General features: G+C 49.9%; 13 protein-coding genes. 1 reads left to right on the top strand and 12 read right to left on the bottom strand.

Going from position 1 to position 19,079, the window contains the following annotated elements; translation table 11 throughout:
* Nucleotides 1-106: 106 nt before the first annotated feature.
* The 4 genes from F3H20_RS20350 to F3H20_RS04970 all read right to left on the bottom strand — a co-directional run bounded on the left by F3H20_RS20350 (nt 107) and on the right by F3H20_RS04970 (nt 6,784).
* Nucleotides 107-5,104 (bottom strand): heavy metal translocating P-type ATPase, encoded by a 4,998-nt coding sequence (locus tag F3H20_RS20350; RefSeq protein ID WP_316842562.1) that lies wholly within the window; start codon nt 5,102-5,104, stop codon nt 107-109.
* A gap of 117 nt (nt 5,105-5,221) precedes the next feature.
* Nucleotides 5,222-5,455, bottom strand: coding sequence for a hypothetical protein (locus F3H20_RS04980; RefSeq protein WP_149733845.1), 234 nt, complete (start codon nt 5,453-5,455; stop codon nt 5,222-5,224).
* Nucleotides 5,456-5,469: 14 nt separating this feature from the next.
* A complete protein-coding gene (locus tag F3H20_RS04975; RefSeq protein ID WP_149733844.1) occupies nt 5,470-6,096 on the bottom strand; it encodes a hypothetical protein in 627 nt (208 codons plus the stop codon).
* A gap of 121 nt (nt 6,097-6,217) precedes the next feature.
* A complete protein-coding gene (locus tag F3H20_RS04970) occupies nt 6,218-6,784 on the bottom strand; it encodes a hypothetical protein (RefSeq protein ID WP_149733843.1) in 567 nt (188 codons plus the stop codon).
* A 472-nt stretch (nt 6,785-7,256) separates the two neighbouring features.
* Here F3H20_RS04970 and F3H20_RS04965 point away from each other — a divergent pair, with 472 nt between their 5' ends.
* Nucleotides 7,257-7,892 (top strand): manganese efflux pump, encoded by a 636-nt coding sequence (locus F3H20_RS04965; RefSeq protein WP_149733842.1) that lies wholly within the window; start codon nt 7,257-7,259, stop codon nt 7,890-7,892.
* A gap of 37 nt (nt 7,893-7,929) precedes the next feature.
* Here the strand turns inward: F3H20_RS04965 and F3H20_RS04960 are convergent, their stop codons facing one another.
* From F3H20_RS04960 to F3H20_RS04925, 8 genes are all read right to left on the bottom strand, one after another.
* Nucleotides 7,930-8,157 carry a hypothetical protein gene (locus tag F3H20_RS04960; RefSeq protein ID WP_149733841.1) on the bottom strand — a complete coding sequence of 76 codons (228 nt, stop codon included), beginning with the start codon at nt 8,155-8,157 and terminating at the stop codon, nt 7,930-7,932.
* Nucleotides 8,158-8,384: 227 nt separating this feature from the next.
* Nucleotides 8,385-10,100, bottom strand: coding sequence for a methyl-accepting chemotaxis protein (locus F3H20_RS04955; RefSeq protein WP_149733840.1), 1,716 nt, complete (start codon nt 10,098-10,100; stop codon nt 8,385-8,387).
* 611 nt (nt 10,101-10,711) lie between these two features.
* Complete coding sequence (locus F3H20_RS04950) at nt 10,712-11,725, bottom strand: epoxyqueuosine reductase (RefSeq protein ID WP_149733839.1); 1,014 nt, start codon at nt 11,723-11,725, stop codon at nt 10,712-10,714.
* A gap of 22 nt (nt 11,726-11,747) precedes the next feature.
* The gene (locus F3H20_RS04945; protein ID WP_149733838.1) at nt 11,748-13,265 is read right to left on the bottom strand and encodes a GGDEF domain-containing protein; all 1,518 of its coding nucleotides are present in this window, start codon (nt 13,263-13,265) and stop codon (nt 11,748-11,750) included.
* A gap of 265 nt (nt 13,266-13,530) precedes the next feature.
* Nucleotides 13,531-14,850 carry a 4-aminobutyrate--2-oxoglutarate transaminase gene (gene gabT, locus F3H20_RS04940; protein ID WP_149733837.1) on the bottom strand — a complete coding sequence of 440 codons (1,320 nt, stop codon included), beginning with the start codon at nt 14,848-14,850 and terminating at the stop codon, nt 13,531-13,533.
* A 198-nt stretch (nt 14,851-15,048) separates the two neighbouring features.
* Nucleotides 15,049-16,290, bottom strand: a complete 1,242-nt coding sequence (locus tag F3H20_RS04935; protein ID WP_149733836.1) for a PucR family transcriptional regulator — start codon at nt 16,288-16,290, stop codon at nt 15,049-15,051.
* Between the two features lie 27 nt (nt 16,291-16,317).
* Entirely contained in the window at nt 16,318-17,736 is a 1,419-nt protein-coding gene (locus tag F3H20_RS04930; protein WP_149733835.1) for an aldehyde dehydrogenase family protein, read from the bottom strand.
* Between the two features lie 13 nt (nt 17,737-17,749).
* Nucleotides 17,750-19,069, bottom strand: a complete 1,320-nt coding sequence (locus F3H20_RS04925; protein WP_223191628.1) for an aspartate aminotransferase family protein — start codon at nt 19,067-19,069, stop codon at nt 17,750-17,752.
* Between the last annotated feature and the right edge of the window lie 10 nt (nt 19,070-19,079).

Below are 19,079 nucleotides of genomic sequence, written 5' to 3'. Positions count from 1 at the left end.
TGACGGGAGATTTTACAAAAAATCTTCCCGCCGCAACCCAACAGTATTAAGGTTGATACAAGACTAGTATTAGCAAAGAGGTGATAAACATCCAATCCCTTCAGTTTTAGTTCTCCTGCAATGACCTTAACCGTGGTAAGAGACGCGTTGGTGATTCCTTGCCCGGTCCCCTCCATAACCAAAAGTCAAAGGCAGCAGTTACGATAGACACAAAGATCGCCAGACTCCATTCCCATACCGTTAATGGAACGGTACCGAATACGGGCTGCAAAAACGGCAGATGAATGGAACCGATAACCATGGTCATAGATAGCGCTATTGCCGCAAACAGCCATTTGTTGTTTATGCATTCCGTTTTTTTGACTCCCTTCTCGATCCGGCAGTCAAAAAGATGGATAAACTGACTGATAGCCAACTGGGCCAGCAGCAAAGAACGGGCAAGCAATAAATTACCGCTTTGCCGCAGTTTCCAGCCATACAGCAATAAGCTGCTAACGCCGATAATCAAGCCCCTGCTTATAATTTTCCTGCCCAGCCCATGGGCAAATACGCTTTCACTGCTTGACTGGGGAGCTTGTTCCATTATATTTGCCGGCGGTGGATCATTGACCAGAGCGACCGCCGGCAATCCGTCACCGACCAGGTTAATCCATAAGAGTTGTATCGGTATTAACGGCAGCGGCATGCCTAGCACAACGGCCAAAAACATAAGCACTACCTCGCCAACATTGGTCGCAACCAGATACCGTATGGCCTTACGAATATTATTATAAATCGAACGGCCTTCTTCCATGGCCTTTACGATGGTGGCGAAATTATCATCGGCTAAGGTCATGCAAGCCGCTTCTTTGGTAACATCGGTACCGGTTATCCCCATGGCAATGCCAATATTGGCGGCTTTTACGGCCGGAGCGTCATTTACCCCGTCGCCGGTCATGGCAACCACCTCGCCCCGGCTTTGGAAGGCCTTAACAATGCGCATCTTATGCTGCGGAGTAGTCCTGGCGAATATACAGGCTGTTGGGGCCGCTGCCGCCAATTCCTCATCCGTCATATTATCAATTTCCAGGCCTGTAATAATGCGCCCCTTATCCTTTAACAAGCCCAGTTCCAGGCCGATTGCCCTGGCCGTATTCGGATGGTCCCCGGTAATCATGACGACCTTGACTCCGGCGCGATGACATTTGGCGATAGCTTCCGGAACCTCGGCCCGCGGCGGATCGATCATCCCAACCAGGCCGCAAAAAACCAGACAATCCTCGTTTACCTGTTCCTGCCCTTCTCCTTCCATAGACCGGTAAGCACAGGCCAGCACACGCAGTGCCCTTGCGGCCATAGCATTATTCGCCTGTTCAATATTCCGGCGGGTTGCCTCATCCAGCGGATAGGTATATTCCCCATCGGTATAGTGAGTACAAAGGCTGACGATTTTATCAGGAGCTCCCTTGGAGTAAAGCGACATCTGTTTGCTGTCATCGGTACACAACACAGACATCATACATCGCTCTGATTCAAAGGGGTATTCCACCACCCGGCAATGGGTTTGAGTGAATTGTTCAATATCAATGCCGGCTTTTGCCGCCAAAGTCAGGAGCGCCCCTTCGGTTGGATCACCGTCAATCGTCCAGTTCGTGGTTGTACAGGCTCTTAAGGGGATTACCTTACGCTTTCCCTCTTCCGGTTTCATCAGCTTTGCATTGTTGCAGAGCGCGGCAACTGTTGCTATTTTTTTTAATAGCTTGTTAGGTTTTTCCGATTGATTGTTAGCCATAAACTTACCCGCCGGATCATACCCTTCCCCACTGACGGCCCAGTGGCCAACGGGCGAATATATTTCGCGCACCGTCATTTGGTTCTGCGTCAGCGTTCCCGTTTTATCGGAGCAAATGACTGTGGCTGATCCCAGATTTTCAATGGAGGAAAGCCGGCGAACAATGATATTGCGTTTGCTCATCCGTTGAACCCCCATAGCCAGAGCAATGAGGACAATGGCGGAAAGTCCCTCCGGTATCGCGGCCACAGCCAGACTGGCTCCCGTTTGCAGCATCTGGATCATCGGTTCGCCCCGTAAGGTACCCGCCAAAAAGACAAGCCCCGACACGGCCAGGCAGCCATACACCAAATATTTCCCCAGTTCTTCCAGCCGCCGTTGCAATGGAGTTGCCTCTTCCTTCTGCTCTCCGATCAGGGAGGCAATCTTGCCCATTTCCGTCTGCATACCGGTAGCGACCACCACCGCGGTTGCCCGTCCTCTGGTAACAGTGGTGCCCATAAACACCATATTTCTCCGGTCCCCTAAGGCAACCTGATCCTTTTCCAACTTATTATATTGCTTTTTTACCGGAAGCGTTTCCCCGCTTAAAGACGCTTCTTCCACCTCAAAATGAACACCTTGCAGCAGCCGGGCATCCGCCGGTACCCGGTCCCCTGCTTCCAGAACAATGATATCACCGGGAACTACGGCGGCGGCGCTCACCTTGACCTGCCGGCCTGCCCGGATTACCCTGGCCTGCGGCGCCGCCAGTTCCTGCAGGGCCTCTAACGACTGACCGGCCTTTCGTTCCTGGGCAACACCCAGAAACGCATTGGCTGTGACAATTCCTACCGTCAGCAGGGCATCTCTTCTTTTACCAAGTATAAAACTTAAACCGGCGGCGCCAAGCAGCACCTGAACCATAAAATCCTTAAATTGATCCAGCAATTGCCGCCAAAATGAAGGCTTGGCCCGTGCCGCCAGTCGGTTATGTCCATAATGCAGGCAGCGCAGTGCCGCATCCTGTTCACTCAGTCCCCATTTATTGGAAGTCCCCAGTTCCTCGCAGGTTTCTTCCGGACTCAGCCCATGCCAGCTTTTTACGTCTGCCGGGATATGATTTTTCGCCTCACCCGCCTGCAGCGAACCGAGCTGAGCTTCATTCATGGCAAAACGCTGCAAATTCAAGGGTTGGCCCATTGGCGTGTTGCTGCCGGAAGTTAACAGGCGCCCCGAGTTAAGTACAACTCCCAGCGTGCTGATATTGGCCAGCAGCCCCGCCGTGAGCGGAGAAATAAGCCGGACGGCAGCCAGAGCGATCCCTATTATGTTTAATCCCGCAGCTAAAGCAATATTTTGCTTTACCACCTCATTTAGCCGTTTTCCCAATACCACTGCTTTTGCTATTTTGGCTGGATCATCATCGCCTATGACAATGTCGGCCTTATTGATACTGGGCCCGGAACCGGTCTTTCCCATGACAATGCCCACGTTGCTTGCCTGCAGGGCGGGCACGTCATTCATGCCGTCACCTACCATGATCACTTTATAATCATGCCGTTTTATATTCCGGATGATTCTGGCCTTTTCTTCCGGCAGCACCCCGCTGTAGGTATAGGGAATGTCCAGCGTTGCGGCCACCGCCTGGGCCGCAGCATCCGCATCGCCGGTCAGCAGCGCCATATGCCGGATGCCCAGGCAGCGCAAAGCGGCTATACTTTCGAAACTGGCTGACTTTATTTTGTCCCGAACTGCAATCAGTCCGCACAGCTCCCGGTTAACCGCGACATAAACAAGCGTTTTTCCGTTCATTTTCATTCGGACAATCCGGTCTTTTACCCCGCCAAGCAGGATTTTTTCCTGCTGCATGAATGCCTGATTACCCACAGCAACCTGCTTCCCCGCTATCGTGGCGCAAACGCCTTTGCCGGGAGCCGGCCGGCTGTCGGCTGGCGGAAGCTGCAGTCCCCGCTTAGCTGCCTCCGCCAGCAGCATCCGGTTGTACGGGTGATATTCCCTTTCTCCTGCTGCAGCCGCCAGACGTATTATTTCGTCCTCACTCAAACCGCCGATTGCCACAACTTCACTAATCTGCGGCACAGCTTCCGTAAGTGTACCTGTTTTGTCGAAGACAACCGTATCGGCTTCTCCTGCCGTTTCCAGTGCCCTGGGCTCTTTTACATAAATATTGTCTCCCGTTGCCTGGGCGACTGCCGTCCCCATTGCCGAATTTCTCGCCAGTGAAATGGCTGCCGGCGATCCGGCAAGCAGTACGGCGATACTGCGGGGTATGTCCCGGGTAAACAGAAAGATCAAACCGGCAACGGTCAGACTCCACCACATCACTTTGTTGACATACCGGTCACTGATATGCCAAAGACTCTCATATTTGTCCATGTCATAGGCTAAAGGCCTATAAGGAGCATTATCAACATTATGCACCTGAATTTGAATCGCTCCGGTTTCAATCCTAGCCCCGGGTTGAACCGTATCTCCTTTGGCAGCCCAATAAGGCATACAATCACCGTTTACCGCCGCCCGGTTTAATTCCGCCTGGCCGGCAATAATTTTTCCCTCAACAGGTATCGTTTCCCCCGAATGTAAGGCAATCACATCGCCAATTTTAATATTATGTACCTGTATGCTCTGCCTGCGTTCTGCCTCCAAACTGAGCCATTGCTGCTGCTTTTGCTGAAGCATTTTCTCAATCTGGGCACGGGATCTGGCCTGCATCAGGAATTGGAAGAAATTGGCCAAATGGACAATCCACAAAATAGATAAGCCGGTTATACTTTCCCGCATGGCCAGCATCAGCAAGGAGGCTATAAAAATAACCATGTCATGATTGACCCGTTTATGCCGTATCAACGATTTTACGCCGCTGCGGAATAAGGGATATCCCGATATAATCGTTGTTAGAGCAACCAGATTAAATACATGGGGTGAAGAAGCCAGCGGCGAGCGCCCTACTACCAGTCGTTTGGCAAAAATAGCCGCCAAAACACCGCCTGTCGTCAAAGCATACAACCCGGCATGGGAAGTTTCTCCCCGTTCCGGTAGGGGAGCGGCAGCGGCAATCTGTCGTAAAGCCGTGGCCTCACGGCGAACTTCCTCCAGTGTCTGATAGGTACTGACCACTTTGTCCACTTTTGCTCTGATGTCTGGCAAGCCAATGACCGCAGCCTCATATAACACCAAAATCCGCCCGGTAAGCGGATTTGCCGTTACTTCCTGAATTCCTGCCACGGCAGGCAGACATTCTCGTAGTAAGTTTGCCAGAACACTATTCCGGTAAAGTCCTTTGACTTCCATTCTCAGACGTCCCGGTATCAGTCTGTACTTTCCTGTCATTGTTTCCAACATGTATCACCCTATCCGACTACAATTTGTTCTTATACTGGAAAGAAATATGGAAACGAAAGACCTGGTGACGCAAAGGAACAACAGTAAGGCTTACCTTATTGTTGTTCAAAAAAACTTTAAGCGCGTCCAGGAAACACCGGAAAGTAAATTATCCTTGGCCTCTTTGCTCCTTTGTTTGACATACCCGAAAAAATCTTTTAAAAATAATTCCCATATCACAATCACTTCCGACTTGTCCTGCGGTGATTGCCGGCGCAGTTCAATGCTGATATCTACAGCCTCCCGTAATTCTTTGCTAATCCCGGATACTTTTTCTTTCAAATCCTGTACATCCGCCATCTTGTTCCTCCTGATTAAGGTGCAGGCTCTGTGGGCTCGGGCACCGTTTCCTCTATAGCACTGTCAATGGACTGTTTAAACTGTTCAAACTGGGCTTCACTGACGATATCCTCCAAATCCTCCCGGACACCGCTAAACACTCCTTGGGCTTGCTCCGATAGGCCCATAATTCCCTGAACCGTTTTAATAGCCAAGGGCCGCAGTTTTTCTCTCACACTTGGCAGCAATAACATCCCCAGTGCTGCTGTTCCCAGCCAAAAAGCCGGGCTGTGGCCTGTTTTCATTTTCATCCGGTGCCCCATTCTCCGGTGTGCCCGGGTAAAACCGTTCATGTCCGGACTTTGCTCCACAAAATCGGCCAATTCGGTCAAATGCATTAATTCCCGGCGTTCCTGACGGATCATATCCTGTAACACACTTCGGGCATAAGGATCGGTTATCGTGGCAAGCTTACGCTCATACGTACTAACCGCCGCCAACTTGGCTTCAAAAATCTGATCCAGACTTTCTGAGGATTCTACATTGGTTGTTTCCGAGATTCGTTCCCGCATGCGCTGGCCGCGGCTTTTCCGTTCGTACCGTTCCTGCGCTTTTGCCTCCTGCCTTTCGCTTTGTTCCTGCTTCGATTCAATAGCCGGCATATGCTCTCTGCCCCTTCTGTTCTAGGATAACAATGTACAAGATAATATTACCCAGTTTAAACCATGTTATGCAGTTCTTCCGTTTGTCTGCGGGCAATAAAAAAACAGCATGATGTAGCCATCATACTGCATAGGGAACTTTATATAAGGAATGTCTCTTTTTCCGGCTTTGCCAATGTACCAATTTGTACTTGTTTATTGTGGGAAGTTCCTCATTATTGCCGGTATATTCATCATAAAACCGGTAGTAAACTTCCGCAACGGCTTCCTGATATTGATGCGTTATCTGGGTTGCCCAGTGGCTCAGCACACCATGCAGGCATTCATCAACCTGCCGCTGCAACCGCTCTGTCTGTTCCGGCGGCGAGCAAGCAAACCGGCTTAATAATAAGCTGCCCCAATCCATCCTGCCGGCTAACTGCTGTAGCACCGGGGACAATCCAGTTTGTGATAAACTTTTCCGGCAAATTTTATTGACAGCCCTGCCCATTGTTTTTGTAAAACGGAAGGTATTGACGTATTCCTGCAAGACCTGATTAATATAGGCCGGGGGCGAAAGCAGCCGGGTATCGATCGTAAACAGTTCCTCACACTCCGGCACGAAACGCCCGAAATAGTCTTGCATGTCGGACCAAACCAAAGCCTGGATTTCGCCTGCTAATCCATCGATACGTAAATCTGCGAGCATAACCTCCAGAATACTCCGGTAATCCCATCGGTCGCTAAGTAAAAGTAATGTATAAGGGCGGGAAATATTTTGACCTATTACCAAATTTCTTTTGATGTACTGATTGATTTTTCCTTTACAGGCGTTAATCCGGAGCAAAAGTTTTTTTTCTTCAGCTACACGGCGATTTGCCGCTATACAACCAAGCAAGTGCTCACAAGAAACAATTGTCTGCATCACTGCAAAAGCTGATGAGAATGGGCGTATGCATCGTCCTGACAAAGTTTTCACAGGCTTTCCCCTCTACGGTTCCTATTTTCCCTCATTTTATTATATACCGGCGTCTTTAGAATAAAGTTAAGTAAACGTAAAGGCTGTGTAAAATTTATTGTTGCTATGGAAGAAACTACATCCTATAGGCACACAAAAATAACGTAAGAAATCCTGCTGAACGTTTTATACTATAGGTTATATTGTTACTGGAGGGATTTCATTGCAACATATTGGCTGGGCCCTTTTCGTTGCTGTAGCTGCCAATCTTGATAATCTGGGAGTAGGCATTACCTACGGAATGCGTCAGATAAAAATATCCCATACGGCCAACGGAATCATTGCCGCTATATCATTTTTCGTTACCTGGTTCTCCTCGCAAATCGGGCAAAGCTTTAGTATATATGCCTCGCCTCAGATCGGCGCTATCGTCAGTGCCGCTTTACTATGTTCAATGGGGCTATGGATCTGCCTCCAGCCAATCATTCATGCAGTTAAAGAAAAGCAGCCTATCATGGATCTACAGTTATTCGGAACCAAAATATATATCGGCCCTGTTGAAATATTGCGTCATCCGGAAAAGGTGGATCTGGATGCCTCAAAAGATCTTTGCTGCCGCGAGGCATTCCTGCTTGGCTTTGCGCTTTCCCTGAATGCCATAGCCGGAGGGTTCGCCGTTGGCACGGCCGGTCAATCCCCCTTAGTCGAATCTGCTCTCATTAGCGCCTTCAGCCTTCTTACCGTCAGTTTAGGACATTATTGGGGCCAAAAATATGCTTCGGAACTTCTTGGTAACTATGCAACTACCGTTTCCGGCTTTTTGCTAATGCTCATAGGGGTGTACCAACTGGCAGGCTAAGATTTTACCTGAGCCACCTCAAATACAAGGCAGGCATTCATTGAATTGAATGCCTGCCTTGTGCCGCCATACCGTCTAAATAAACCATAAGCTCCTGACTCGTCCAAAATGCATTTACTACTTCCTCCAGCAAAGCATGAATATTACTGGTTTCCAAAGTGATGTCGATGAGATGTGCCCTTGTTGTCCGTGGCTTAAGAATAAGCCTGTAATTGTAACCTGCGACAACCCAACAGTCCAATATTTCCCATCTTTCCTTAATCATAGCAGCAAATTCGCTCCTTATTACCGCCTGATATATTTACTGGAGGATATTCTGGATTCGTGAAACGAAAACCTTTTTTTAATACAAAACTTTACAAATTTTTCATAAACTTGATTTTCGTCCCCTGGTATTGTCGGTCAGTAAATTAGCTTATTCAGCAAACAAAGAATGCTAAAATAAGACAAAGTACCGTAATAGCTGTTATTGCGGTACTTTGCCGGGTGTTTTTAAATCTGAAATTTATTGATTTCACTTTGCAAATTCATCGCCAGTTTGGCCAATGCCTGACTGGATGACGCAACCTCTTCCATCGTGGCGAGCTGCTCTTCGGTAGCAGCGGATACAGATTGCGTTTCGCCGGAAGCGCTTCGGCTCAGGGCATCAATTTGCTTAGCCGATTCTGCAACTTGCTGACTTCCGACAGCCATTTGCTCAACTGCTGCAGTAATTTCCTTAATCTGCTCCGACACAAGCGTGATAACCGTAACAATTTCCTGGAAAGCTTGTCCTGAGGCATCAACAATTCCTGTTCCCAGCTTAACTTCCCGTGTCCCTTCCTCCATAGCATCTACAGCCATATTGGTATCTCCCTGAATTTCACCAATCAAGGCGGCAATTTGCTTAGCCGCCTCCTGAGATTGTTCTGCCAGTTTGCGAACCTCTTCGGCAACTACGGCAAATCCCCTTCCCTGTTCACCGGCCCGGGCCGCCTCAATGGCTGCATTCAAAGCCAACAGATTCGTCTGACCGGCAATACCGGAGATGGTATCGACAATCTGACCGATTTCTTTGGAGCGTTCCCCTAATTTAGCGACAACCCCGGCCAGTGTTGTGACAGTATTTTCGATATGAAACATCTGCTTTACTGCCTTATCAATCGATTCCTTACCATGACTGGCTTTTTCAGAAGCTTGATCCGAATGATTGGACACCTCATGGACGTTAGCGGCTACCTGTTGAATACTGGCCGACATCTGCTGCACTACGGCCGATGTATCATTCGCTGCCGACATCTGATTTTCCATACCCTTCGCCACTTCCGCCATGGAGCAGGCAACCTGATTGGCTGCCTGGGATGACTGCTCGGCACCGGCACTGAGTTCTTCGGAGGAGGAGGCAACCTGCTCCACAGACTGGCCAACCTGCTTTAATAAAACCTGCAGGCTGCTGCGGGTATGCTCTAAAGCAGTCACTAATTGGCCGATCTCATCACGACGATTTACCGTACTGCCTTTATCCCGGAAGTCGCCGGCCGCAAAATCCCGGCATAGGCCCACCATAAACGATAACGGCCCGGTAATGCTTTTAGTTATGTATAAGCCGCTAAACCCTAATAGCAACACAACAGTTAGAATAACGGCTGAAACGATCAGTACCGCTTTTTCAAAATCAGCCTGATTTTCTTTATCGGACCGTTCCGACAGATCCTCATAATATTCGGAAAGTCCGCGTAATTTATCAATAAAGTCGGTAGCCAAGGGATCTACTTTATCTATATAAAGAGCATAGGCTTCCGCATTTTTATTTTGATCAGCCAACTCTATCACACTGGCTCTGGCCTGACGGTATTTGTCCAGCGCTGCTTGTATTTGATTCAGTATGGATTGGGCTTTTTCATCCATTTGCATACTGGCAAGCGTTTTCATATTGGTATTTGCTGCTGCAGCGCCTTCTTTGATCGTGGCTTTTAATTCCTGATTTCTTTGTTCATTTGTAGTGATCATCAATTCCAAAATAGCCGAATTCACCTTACCGGTTATCGTTCGGGTATCATTAATCGTTTGTACGGGAAGCAGCCTGTCCTTATATAAGGTAGTCATAGCTGTATTGGCCTGCCCAAGATAGTAAAAACCGGTAAAACTGATAATGCCTAAGGAAAGAAACGAAATAACAATCAGTATACTGAGTTTAAAAACTACTTTCATATTGTCCAAAAAATGCATATAAATCCTCCTTATAAGTATGGTTTATACATTTAAATGCTAGCATTATAAATGTTGCGGTCGGTTTAACCTGATTAAAAATATAACGGACAAATAGGCTCCCAGAAGGCAAGCCGAATATCCAAAGAAATAAATTGCATAAATTATCACAAAGCAGCTTTGTCTGTCAGGGACATTATCAAAAAGCTAAGGAGACTTTCTAATGTAACAAAATGACCTTGTGTTACATTAGAAAGTCTCCTAAAGTTAGAAAAATCAAGGTTATATAAAGAAAAATTCAAAAACCAGGTTAACATATTACTAATTTCCACTGCTTTTATCTTCTTGCAAGAAATGTAAGTTTTTAGAGGGAATAGGCGAATCTTGTCGTATATAGTGTTAGAAGATAATTGGAAAATTACAGTAATACAGTAACACAAGGTCATTTTGTTACTATCCATTTAAACTCCGGACCATCCGGAAGATGTAAATAAAAAAAGCTCCCCGCTACGGCTCCACCTTCCAGCAGTAAAAACAAACCGCCCCCAATCGCAGCATGAATTAGCTGCAACTGGGGGCGGTCTTTTCTTCGCCTGGCTTTCTACTTTTATTCGCCTTCTCTACACAGTTGACTACCGGCTTAATGCCCACTCGGCCATTTGTCTTACACGGGCATCGGGATCTTCCAGCGCTTTGGTAAAGTAAGGAGCATACGCTTTCGAGTCCTTATTGGCCATAGCCCGGATTACATTGCAACGCCATTGCCAAAAATTTTCTTGGGCAATATACCAGAAGCGAGGCTGCAAAACATTCCGGTACGTCATCTCATCCATAGCAAGCAGTTTCTCCAATTCCAGCAAACTGTTCAGAGCAACCGGTTCAGTGAATTCTGTCTCGCCCTGCCAGGCTTTATTCATCGGACAGGCATTCTGGCATTCGTCACAGCCATACAGATAAGTTCCCATATCTTTTCTAACATCCTCCGGCGGCAATGCTTCCCATTCACTGAAAGTCAAATGAGCAATACAGCGGGTGGCATCCATTGTCAAGGGGGCGGTCAAAGCCCCGGTAGGACAAGCTTCTATACATTTGTTACAGTTAGGGGGACAGGGAAAATGACTGTCCCCGGCAGGCTGATCATAGGTCAGCGGCCTATCTATCAGCCAGGCGTCAATCCAGTGCCACGATCCCTGCGCAGTATATACAAAATTATTATTGCGAAATTTACCCAAACCGGCCTTCACCGCCGCCCAGCGCAGCGGCAGCCTCTCCCGGGCAATACGAAAACCGCTGTCCGTCAAAAACTGTTCAAAACCAGCCTGGGCCGCATATTCCGTCGAGTAAGACAGCCGACCGTCAAACAGGTAGTACTTGCCCACTAATCGGTCCAGTTGCGGCTGAAGCTTATACTTGTCGTAACGCCGCAGACAAACTACGATAGAATGGGCCCAGGGAGCCATACTTTGCGGCCGCGAAACGACTCTTGCCTTCAGTCTCTCATAAAACGGTGCCGCATGGGGAAAGAGTCCGGCACGCCGCTCCACCCCCGCTAAAAAATCCTGAAACGGTGCCGCCGCAATAATCCCGCAGCCGTCATAACCCAGTTCACGAGCCTTCGTTTTAATGGCTGCCTCCCATGTTCCCAAATGTATCAATCCCCCTGGTTTCTTAATCCCCTACCGTTTCTTCCGCTCCGGGTTCTCTGTTCATCGTACAGGAAAAGTTGACCATACGGTTTTTCCCGGAGGCTTTGGCCTGCAGCATGACCGTGTCTGCCATAGTAATGATTTCATTGAGCGATTTGCCCGAACATTGCGTTATATCCACATAGCCTATACTGGCACTGACGCAATACATGTTTTGATTATGATAAACCGGCTGTTCGATTTGGGATAGCAAGACAGCTCCGTCAAACTCCCTGCCGGACTCCAGAATCAGCAAAAACTCGTCGCCACCCATCCGGTAGACTGAGGCCTGGGGCAGGCACTTTTGCAGCCGCGCAGCGATCTCCTGTAAAACCCGGTCCCCGGCTTCATGACCGAAATTATCGTTAATGGCCTTGAAATGATCTAAATCCACGTAGATGATGCTGGACTGCTGTAATCTGGCCATGTCAGAAAACTCACTGAACAGAGCATGCCTGTTTTTCACGCCGGTCAGATAATCGGTAGCCGCCAGCCTTTCCAGTTCCCGGTTCCTTCGCCGCATCAAAACCGTGGCTATCATAAAAATTATAAACGTCGTTAGCAGCAGCAGGAGAAAGAATTTGCGAAGCTCGTTCATACGCTGCTCCTGCATAACATGGTCCTTATAGTAAGCAAAAATACTTTTATCTTCATAATACTGACCGGCTATAGCCTTTAAATCCAACCTTTTCATGCCTTTGTCAAGAATTTGAATGAGCTTCTTCCCCTTTTCCGTCTTGGGCGAAAAGAAGGCATATCGCCGGATGTTGTCGTTAATGGAAAATACAATCTCGTAATCAAATAATTTTCCCGTAAAATACCGCTCCACAAAAGCTGCCTCATTATGTGAGATCAGGCTTACCTCCTGATTTCGCAAAGCAGCAAACGCATCGTCAAAGGTCCGGTAATAGGTAACTTTTTGCGGATCGGCAAACTTCAGCAGGTAGTCGTTGACCGACATCCCTTCAACCAGACCGACCTTGTAACGGGCAATATCGTTAATCCGGCTTAGCCGTACATGGTGATCGATAGCGCCAATCAAAGCATAATTCATTTCAAAATAAACAGTATTGGCGAAGTACCCATATGATTTCCGTTCATCGGTTATACTGGCGGCGCATAGTATATCAATTTTATTGTCCCTGATTAAGTTCAGATGATCGATCCAGGACAGTTCATCATACGGGATAAGCGTATACTTAAACCCCAGTGTTTGCGATAAAATCCGCAATACCTCGATGGACACACCGTCAAATTCGCCTGTTTTCCTGCTATAACAAGATACGGGCGGAAACCTCTCGTCAACTGCCACCTTTAATGTTCCCAGCGAATTGATGAATTCCCGCTCTTCCGCCGTCAGCTCTATCTGCATGTCAGGCGTAATGGTGACGTGTCTGTTTTGCGCAGTCCGCGCTTCCTGTATCCTATAACCATAGAACGCGGTCACGCCAATTATGAGCATGATGAGTAAAAAGCCTGCCAGTTGTTTACTTTGTTTCATAGGTAACCCACTTTACCAGGTAAATTCACATTTACTGCCCGCCGGGTTACTGTAATACCCGATATTATTGGGGCAAATTACTAAATTCCAGTTGTGTACTCATTCTGTATGAAGCTGAAAGTTCCTGCCAAATTCGACAGAAATATGCAAAACTTCTTAATAATGGCGCACTGTTTACTGATGTGAATTAACTGGAAAATGTGTGACAACCCCGACAGCTTAAAATTTGCCGGGGTTGTTTATATCATACCAGTATACGCTTAGCTCATCCCTCGGCAACTGCCTTTAGAATGCTTTTCTCCAGTACCGTCAGCCCCCTGTCCAGTTCTTCGTCAGTAACAACCAGTGGAATGAGCAGGCGGATGACATTGCCGAACACTCCGGCGCTGATCAGCATAACGCCCTGTTCCAGGCAGTACTGGATGATCTTGCCGGTCAGTTCCTTGGCCGGTTCCTTAGTCTCCCGGTCTTTGACCAATTCAATGCCTATCATGGCCCCCACACCGCGCACGTCGCCGATGGCCGGACAGCGTTCCTTCAGAGCTTTCAGGCGGCTCAGCGTGATTTCACCGATCTTAGTTGCCCGGCTGCACAGCGCATTTTCTTCAATATATTTAATGGTCTCCAACCCGGCTACGCAGGCCAGCGGATTACCGCCATAGGTACCGCCGATATTGCCGCCATCGGGAGCGTCCATATATTCGGCCTTGCCGGTTACCGCGCTTAAAGGGACTCCGGCGGCGATCGACTTGGCCGTTGTCATTAGATCAGGCTCAACGCCCCAATTTTCGATGGCAAACATTTTCCCCGTCCGGGCAAAGCCGGTCTGCACTTCATCGGCAATCAACAAAATGCCTTTCTTCTCACAAATGGCTTTCAGGCCCGGCAAGAATTCCGGCGGCGGCACCAGAAAACCGCCTTCGCCCTGTACCGGCTCAATGATCATGGCGGCGATATGTTCGGCGTCAATCTCGGTGGTAAAGAACCGCTCAAAATTCTCCAGACAATGCATGCCGCAGCCCGGATAGCTTGAACGGTAATGACAGCGGTAGCAATAAGCCGAAGGAACCTTGTAGATATCCGGCGCAAAGGGACCGAAGCCGTATTTATAGGGCTTTACCTTGCTGGTCAGGCTCATCGTCATCAGCGTCCGCCCGTGAAAAGCGCATTCAAAGGCAATAATGCCGGTCCGCCGGGTGGCATGACGGGCAATCTTCACGGCATTTTCCACCGCTTCGGCGCCGCTATTGGCAAACATCGTCTTCTTCGGCGAAGCGCCCGGTGCGATGGCGTTCATCTTTTCAGCAAGCGCCACATATGATTCGTACATACCGATGGCAAAGAAGGAATGCAGCAGCTTCTCCGCCTGATTTTGCACCGCCTTGACTACCGGTGCGGGACAATGTCCGATATTCAGCACACCGACCCCGGCATAAAAATCCAGATATTCTTTGCCTTCCACATCGGTAATGACGGCGCCGCTAGCCTTTTCCACAAATACTCCGGTAGAATTAGCAATGCCCTTGGGCACCGCCTTGTTTTTTCTTTCAATCAATTGCTTCGTTTTGTCTCCTCTAGCGCTCATGCGAATCCCTCCCCTTCCTTGATAAAAAAGATAAACGCTGAACCGCCTCTAGGGATACGGTTCAGCGCCATTGCTTAAAAACTATTTGCGTGTCCTTATGCTTTTATAGTACCAAATACCGGCCGGGGCGTCTATGTGATGCCCTCACAAGATATATCGGCATATTTTGTGATATCTTCCCAATATCCTACGGCTCATTCAGCTCGGTGAATCAAGAGAAAATACACTGCTGTCCATTTGCTTGCCCATGATCACCCCGAGCTGCAGCGTCAGCCGGTCATAGGGATCATCCAAATCACGTCCGCTGATGTCTTCAATCTTTTTCAACCGATAGTCCAGTGTGTTGCGGTGAACAAAAAGCCGTTTGGCAGTTTGCGCTGCATTGCAGTTTTCTTCAAAATAGGCAAACAGCGTGTCAATCAGCTCGGTGTTGTTTCTCCGGTCGTACTCATGGAGCGGTTCAATGATTTCCTGATAATAAAGCGCAAGCTTCTCCGGACCGATTTCAAACAGCAGCTTGTAAATACCCAGCCGTTCGTAGGCATAAACCGGTCGGGCGGCCCTCCGCAAACCGCCGAACAGCCGCAGCACCCGGCTGGCCTCAAGATAGCTGCGCCGGGCCTCCGGCAGCGCTGCAAACCGCCCGCCTAACGCTACGATAATCGCCAGTTCCGGCATCTCGCCGGCAAGCTGCGTCCAGACCCGCGTCAACAGTTCCAGGTTCTGCCGCACACCGGCCGGTTCACTGTCATAAGGCACTAAAAGAACGATATCATCACCGCAAAGGGTCTGCAAAATTTTCCGGTCCCAGCGGGCCAAAATGTCCTGCACAACATTGCCAAAACGCATTTTAAACGCCATCAGGGCATTTTCGTCTTTCAACTTTTGCGCCTCCAGATATTCGGTCAGATTGCGCGGACTGATGACCGCCACCTGATGCGGTCGGGCCAGATCATAGCCGTAATAAGCCGCCCGCTGGATCAGCACTTCCGGATCAGCCAGCGGGAAAAACAGCAGTTGTTCCAGGAAGTCCTTAATCGACCGTTCCTCGGTCTGCTTCCGGACGATGTGACTGCAAATGTCTCTGGTCACTTCAATGATTTTGACTTCCCAAGGCAGCGCAAAAATCGGGAAATGAGCCTGATCGGCCAGTTGCAGCACCTCTGCCGGGATATCCTGAATATAGGGCCCGACATTAATAATCAGTCCGGCCAGTTTTTTATTGATAATCCCCCGAACAAGCTCCTTAAGTTTTTCCGTATCTCCCTGCAGGCCGATGCCGGTGATAATCAGCAGTTCACCGCCCTGTACCCAGGGCAGTACATCGGGCAGGTCAATAAAATGCACCCAGCGCACCAGCCGGTTCAGTCCGGTATGTCCCGCCACGATTTGCAGCTTGGTCAGTGAGGCTAGGTTGACAACTTCACGGCAACTGATCATGGCCGGTCCCCTTTCACCGTATCGCGGTTAAAATTTAAAGACAATCAACTTTTCTTCCGTCATTTCCCGGACGGCGTACTGCGGACCTTCTTTCCCCATGCCGCTTTCCTTGACGCCGCCGTAAGGCATATTGTCCGTTCTAAAAGTGGCGCCGTCATTAATGATCACGCCGCCTGTTTCTATCTTCATGGCGCACTCGCGGGCCACATCCAGCGAACCGGTAAAGACACCGGCCTGCAGGCCGTAGGTCGAATCATTGACCATCGCAATCGCCTCTTGAATCGTATCATAGGGGACAATCGAAAAGAGCGGCGCAAAGGCTTCCTGACAGACCAACTTCATGTCCGGGCGGACATTGGTCAATATGGTAGGAGCAAACCAGGCGCCGGAGCGCGTACCACCGGCCAGTACCGTGGCGCCCTGTGCCACAGCTTCTTTCACCCATTCCTCCACCCGCTCGGCCTCGCCCTCACTGATCATCGGCCCTACGTCGGTGTTCGGGTCTAGCGGATCGCCGACGACAAGCTGCTTGGCATAGGCCACCGCTTTGTCGCAGAATTCCTGATACACGCTGCGGTGCACATAGACCCGCTGGCAGGAGATGCAAACCTGTCCGGCATTGGCAAAAGCGTATTTGGCGCACAACGCGGCTACTGCCGCCACATCGGTGTCGTGATGCACAATGTTGGCCGAATTGGACCCCAGCTCTAAGGCCACCCGCCTGAAACCGGCCTTGCTCAATAGCTCCTTGCCGACCGCCGGACTGCCGGTAAAACTGTAAAAGCCAATCCGTTTTTCCGCCAGCAGCCATTCCCCCAGCTTGGCACCCGAGCCTGTCAATAAATTCAAATACCCTTGGGGTAAACCGGCCTGAGCAAAGATTTCGCAAAGCAGCACGGCCGACAGCGGCGTTACGGTGGCCGGTTTATACAGCACCGCATTGCCGGCGGCCAGCGCCGGACCGATCTTATGGCAGGCCAGGTTCAGCGGAAAGTTGAAGGGCGTAATGGCACAAACAATGCCCACAGGTACCCGCAGGGTAAACGCCCAGCGATTATCGCAGCCAGGCGCTCCCGCCAGCGGCACCATCTCACCGGTCATCCGCTTGGCCTCTTCCGCCGACAGAATAAGCGTCTGCTGGGCCCGTCCCACCTCGGCCAAGGCTTCCTTAATCGGTTTACCGACCTCCTGGGAAAGGATTTCCGCCATTTCCCGCTGCTTTTCCCGCAAAAGCTGACTGGCTTTCATCAGGATAGTATAGCGCATATACGGCTCCAGCTTAACCGTTTTAAATGCCTGTTCGGCCGCGTCGACCGCCGCCTGCACATCGTCCTGACCGGCTGCGGCCACATAGCCCAGCACACTGTTATCCGCCTTATTTTTCACGGCAATTTTATCCCCGGTAACTACCCAGGCGCCATTAATAAATAAACCATGTTCTTTCATAATCAAGCCTCCTCTATTTTGCTTTGCGATTTTTCGTTTCTGCAAAAATTCGCTCTGCCACCTGCAGTGTCCTGCTAATATCCGCTTCACTGTGTTCGGTGGACAGGTAAATCCGCCCCCGCCGCGCCGTGAAACGCACGCCATATTGCCGCGCTTCGCGCACAAACAGATCGTAATAATCGATATCGGCAGCGGCTAGATAGTGCCGGAAATCATCCACCCCGTTTTTCAGGCCGAACATCAGAATGCAGATGGAGCCCACCGCCTGGCAAAACAAAGGTATCCCATAGGTTTCACCCAGCATCCGCATCCCCTGGACAAACAGTCCGCCTAACTGCTCCAGCCGCCGGTATACCTGTTCATCTTCCAACACCCCGATGGTAGCCAACGAGGCCGCCACGGCAATAGCATTGGCATTAAAGGTGCCGGCCGCCGGCACACCGGCTTCCATGATCTCCCGTTTCCCGGCAATGGCCGCCAGCGGATAACCGCCGGCAATCGCCTTAGCAAACACCGCCAAATCAGGCGTGACCCCATAGTATTGCTGCGCGCCGCCCAGGGCCACCCGGAAGCCGGTGATGACTTCATCAAAGATCAGCACCACCCGACAGCGGCTGGTCAAATCCCGCAAACCGGCCAGATATTCTGGTTTTGGTAGGATGGGACCCGAATCACACATGATCGGTTCAGTAATAACGGCGGCAATCTCACCGGCCTGTTGCTCCATAACCCGTTCCAGCAGCTCCAGATCATTCCAGGGCAGGACAATGATATCGTCTGCTGTTTCCCGTCGCTGCCCCCTGGTGGTAAACAGCCGGGCCGGCGCCTGCCGTTCGCCCAGTTCTTTTACGTTGGCGGCATCAATGCTTATTTTTTCTTCATCCGCCCAGCCATGGTACTGGCCTTCAAACTTGATAATTTTTTTCTTGCCCGTATAAGCTCTGGCCAGCCGGAAGGCATGCATGTTGGCTTCGGTGCCGGAGTTCTGGAAGGATACCCGTTCGGCGCAGGGAATGATCTCCGTCAGCTTCTTCGCCAGTTGGCAGAGAGAAACGGTCGTTGCCGACAACTGGGAGCCCCGCTCGACTTGCGCCACCACCGCCCGGTTGACCGCCTCCGGGCTATACCCCAGCAGCATGGGACCGAAACCGCCGATATAGTCAATGTATTCATTGCCGTCCACATCATAGACCTTGGAGCCTTTGCCCCGTTCCAGGCAGAGAGGATACTCCTCACCGGCGGCTTTGTGAAACGAACTGGCCACGCCCTCTACCAAATACATTTTTGTTTTTGCGAATAACGCCTTGGAACCTTCTGTATTTAATTTTTCCACCGTTATCGCT

The sequence above is a fragment of the Propionispora hippei DSM 15287 genome, assembly GCF_900141835.1.
Taxonomy (GTDB): domain Bacteria; phylum Bacillota; class Negativicutes; order Propionisporales; family Propionisporaceae; genus Propionispora; species Propionispora hippei.
Note: the sequence above shows the minus strand (reverse complement) of the source record. Positions and strands in the feature narration are given on the sequence as shown.

Excerpts from the sequence above, each read along its gene's own strand:
- F3H20_RS04980 (WP_149733845.1), bottom strand. The coding sequence starts at position 5,455 with ATGGCGGATGTACAGGATTTGAAAGAAAAAGTATCCGGGATTAGCAAA.
- F3H20_RS04970 (WP_149733843.1), bottom strand. The coding sequence starts at position 6,784 with ATGCTCGCAGATTTACGTATCGATGGATTAGCAGGCGAAATCCAGGCT.
- F3H20_RS04975 (WP_149733844.1), bottom strand. The coding sequence starts at position 6,096 with ATGCCGGCTATTGAATCGAAGCAGGAACAAAGCGAAAGGCAGGAGGCA.
- F3H20_RS04935 (WP_149733836.1), bottom strand. The coding sequence starts at position 16,290 with ATGATCAGTTGCCGTGAAGTTGTCAACCTAGCCTCACTGACCAAGCTG.
- F3H20_RS04945 (WP_149733838.1), bottom strand. The coding sequence starts at position 13,265 with ATGAAACAAAGTAAACAACTGGCAGGCTTTTTACTCATCATGCTCATA.
- F3H20_RS04960 (WP_149733841.1), bottom strand. The coding sequence starts at position 8,157 with ATGATTAAGGAAAGATGGGAAATATTGGACTGTTGGGTTGTCGCAGGT.
- F3H20_RS04955 (WP_149733840.1), bottom strand. The coding sequence starts at position 10,100 with ATGCATTTTTTGGACAATATGAAAGTAGTTTTTAAACTCAGTATACTG.
- F3H20_RS20350 (WP_316842562.1), bottom strand. The coding sequence starts at position 5,104 with ATGACAGGAAAGTACAGACTGATACCGGGACGTCTGAGAATGGAAGTC.
- F3H20_RS04930 (WP_149733835.1), bottom strand. The coding sequence starts at position 17,736 with ATGAAAGAACATGGTTTATTTATTAATGGCGCCTGGGTAGTTACCGGG.
- gabT (WP_149733837.1), bottom strand. The coding sequence starts at position 14,850 with ATGAGCGCTAGAGGAGACAAAACGAAGCAATTGATTGAAAGAAAAAAC.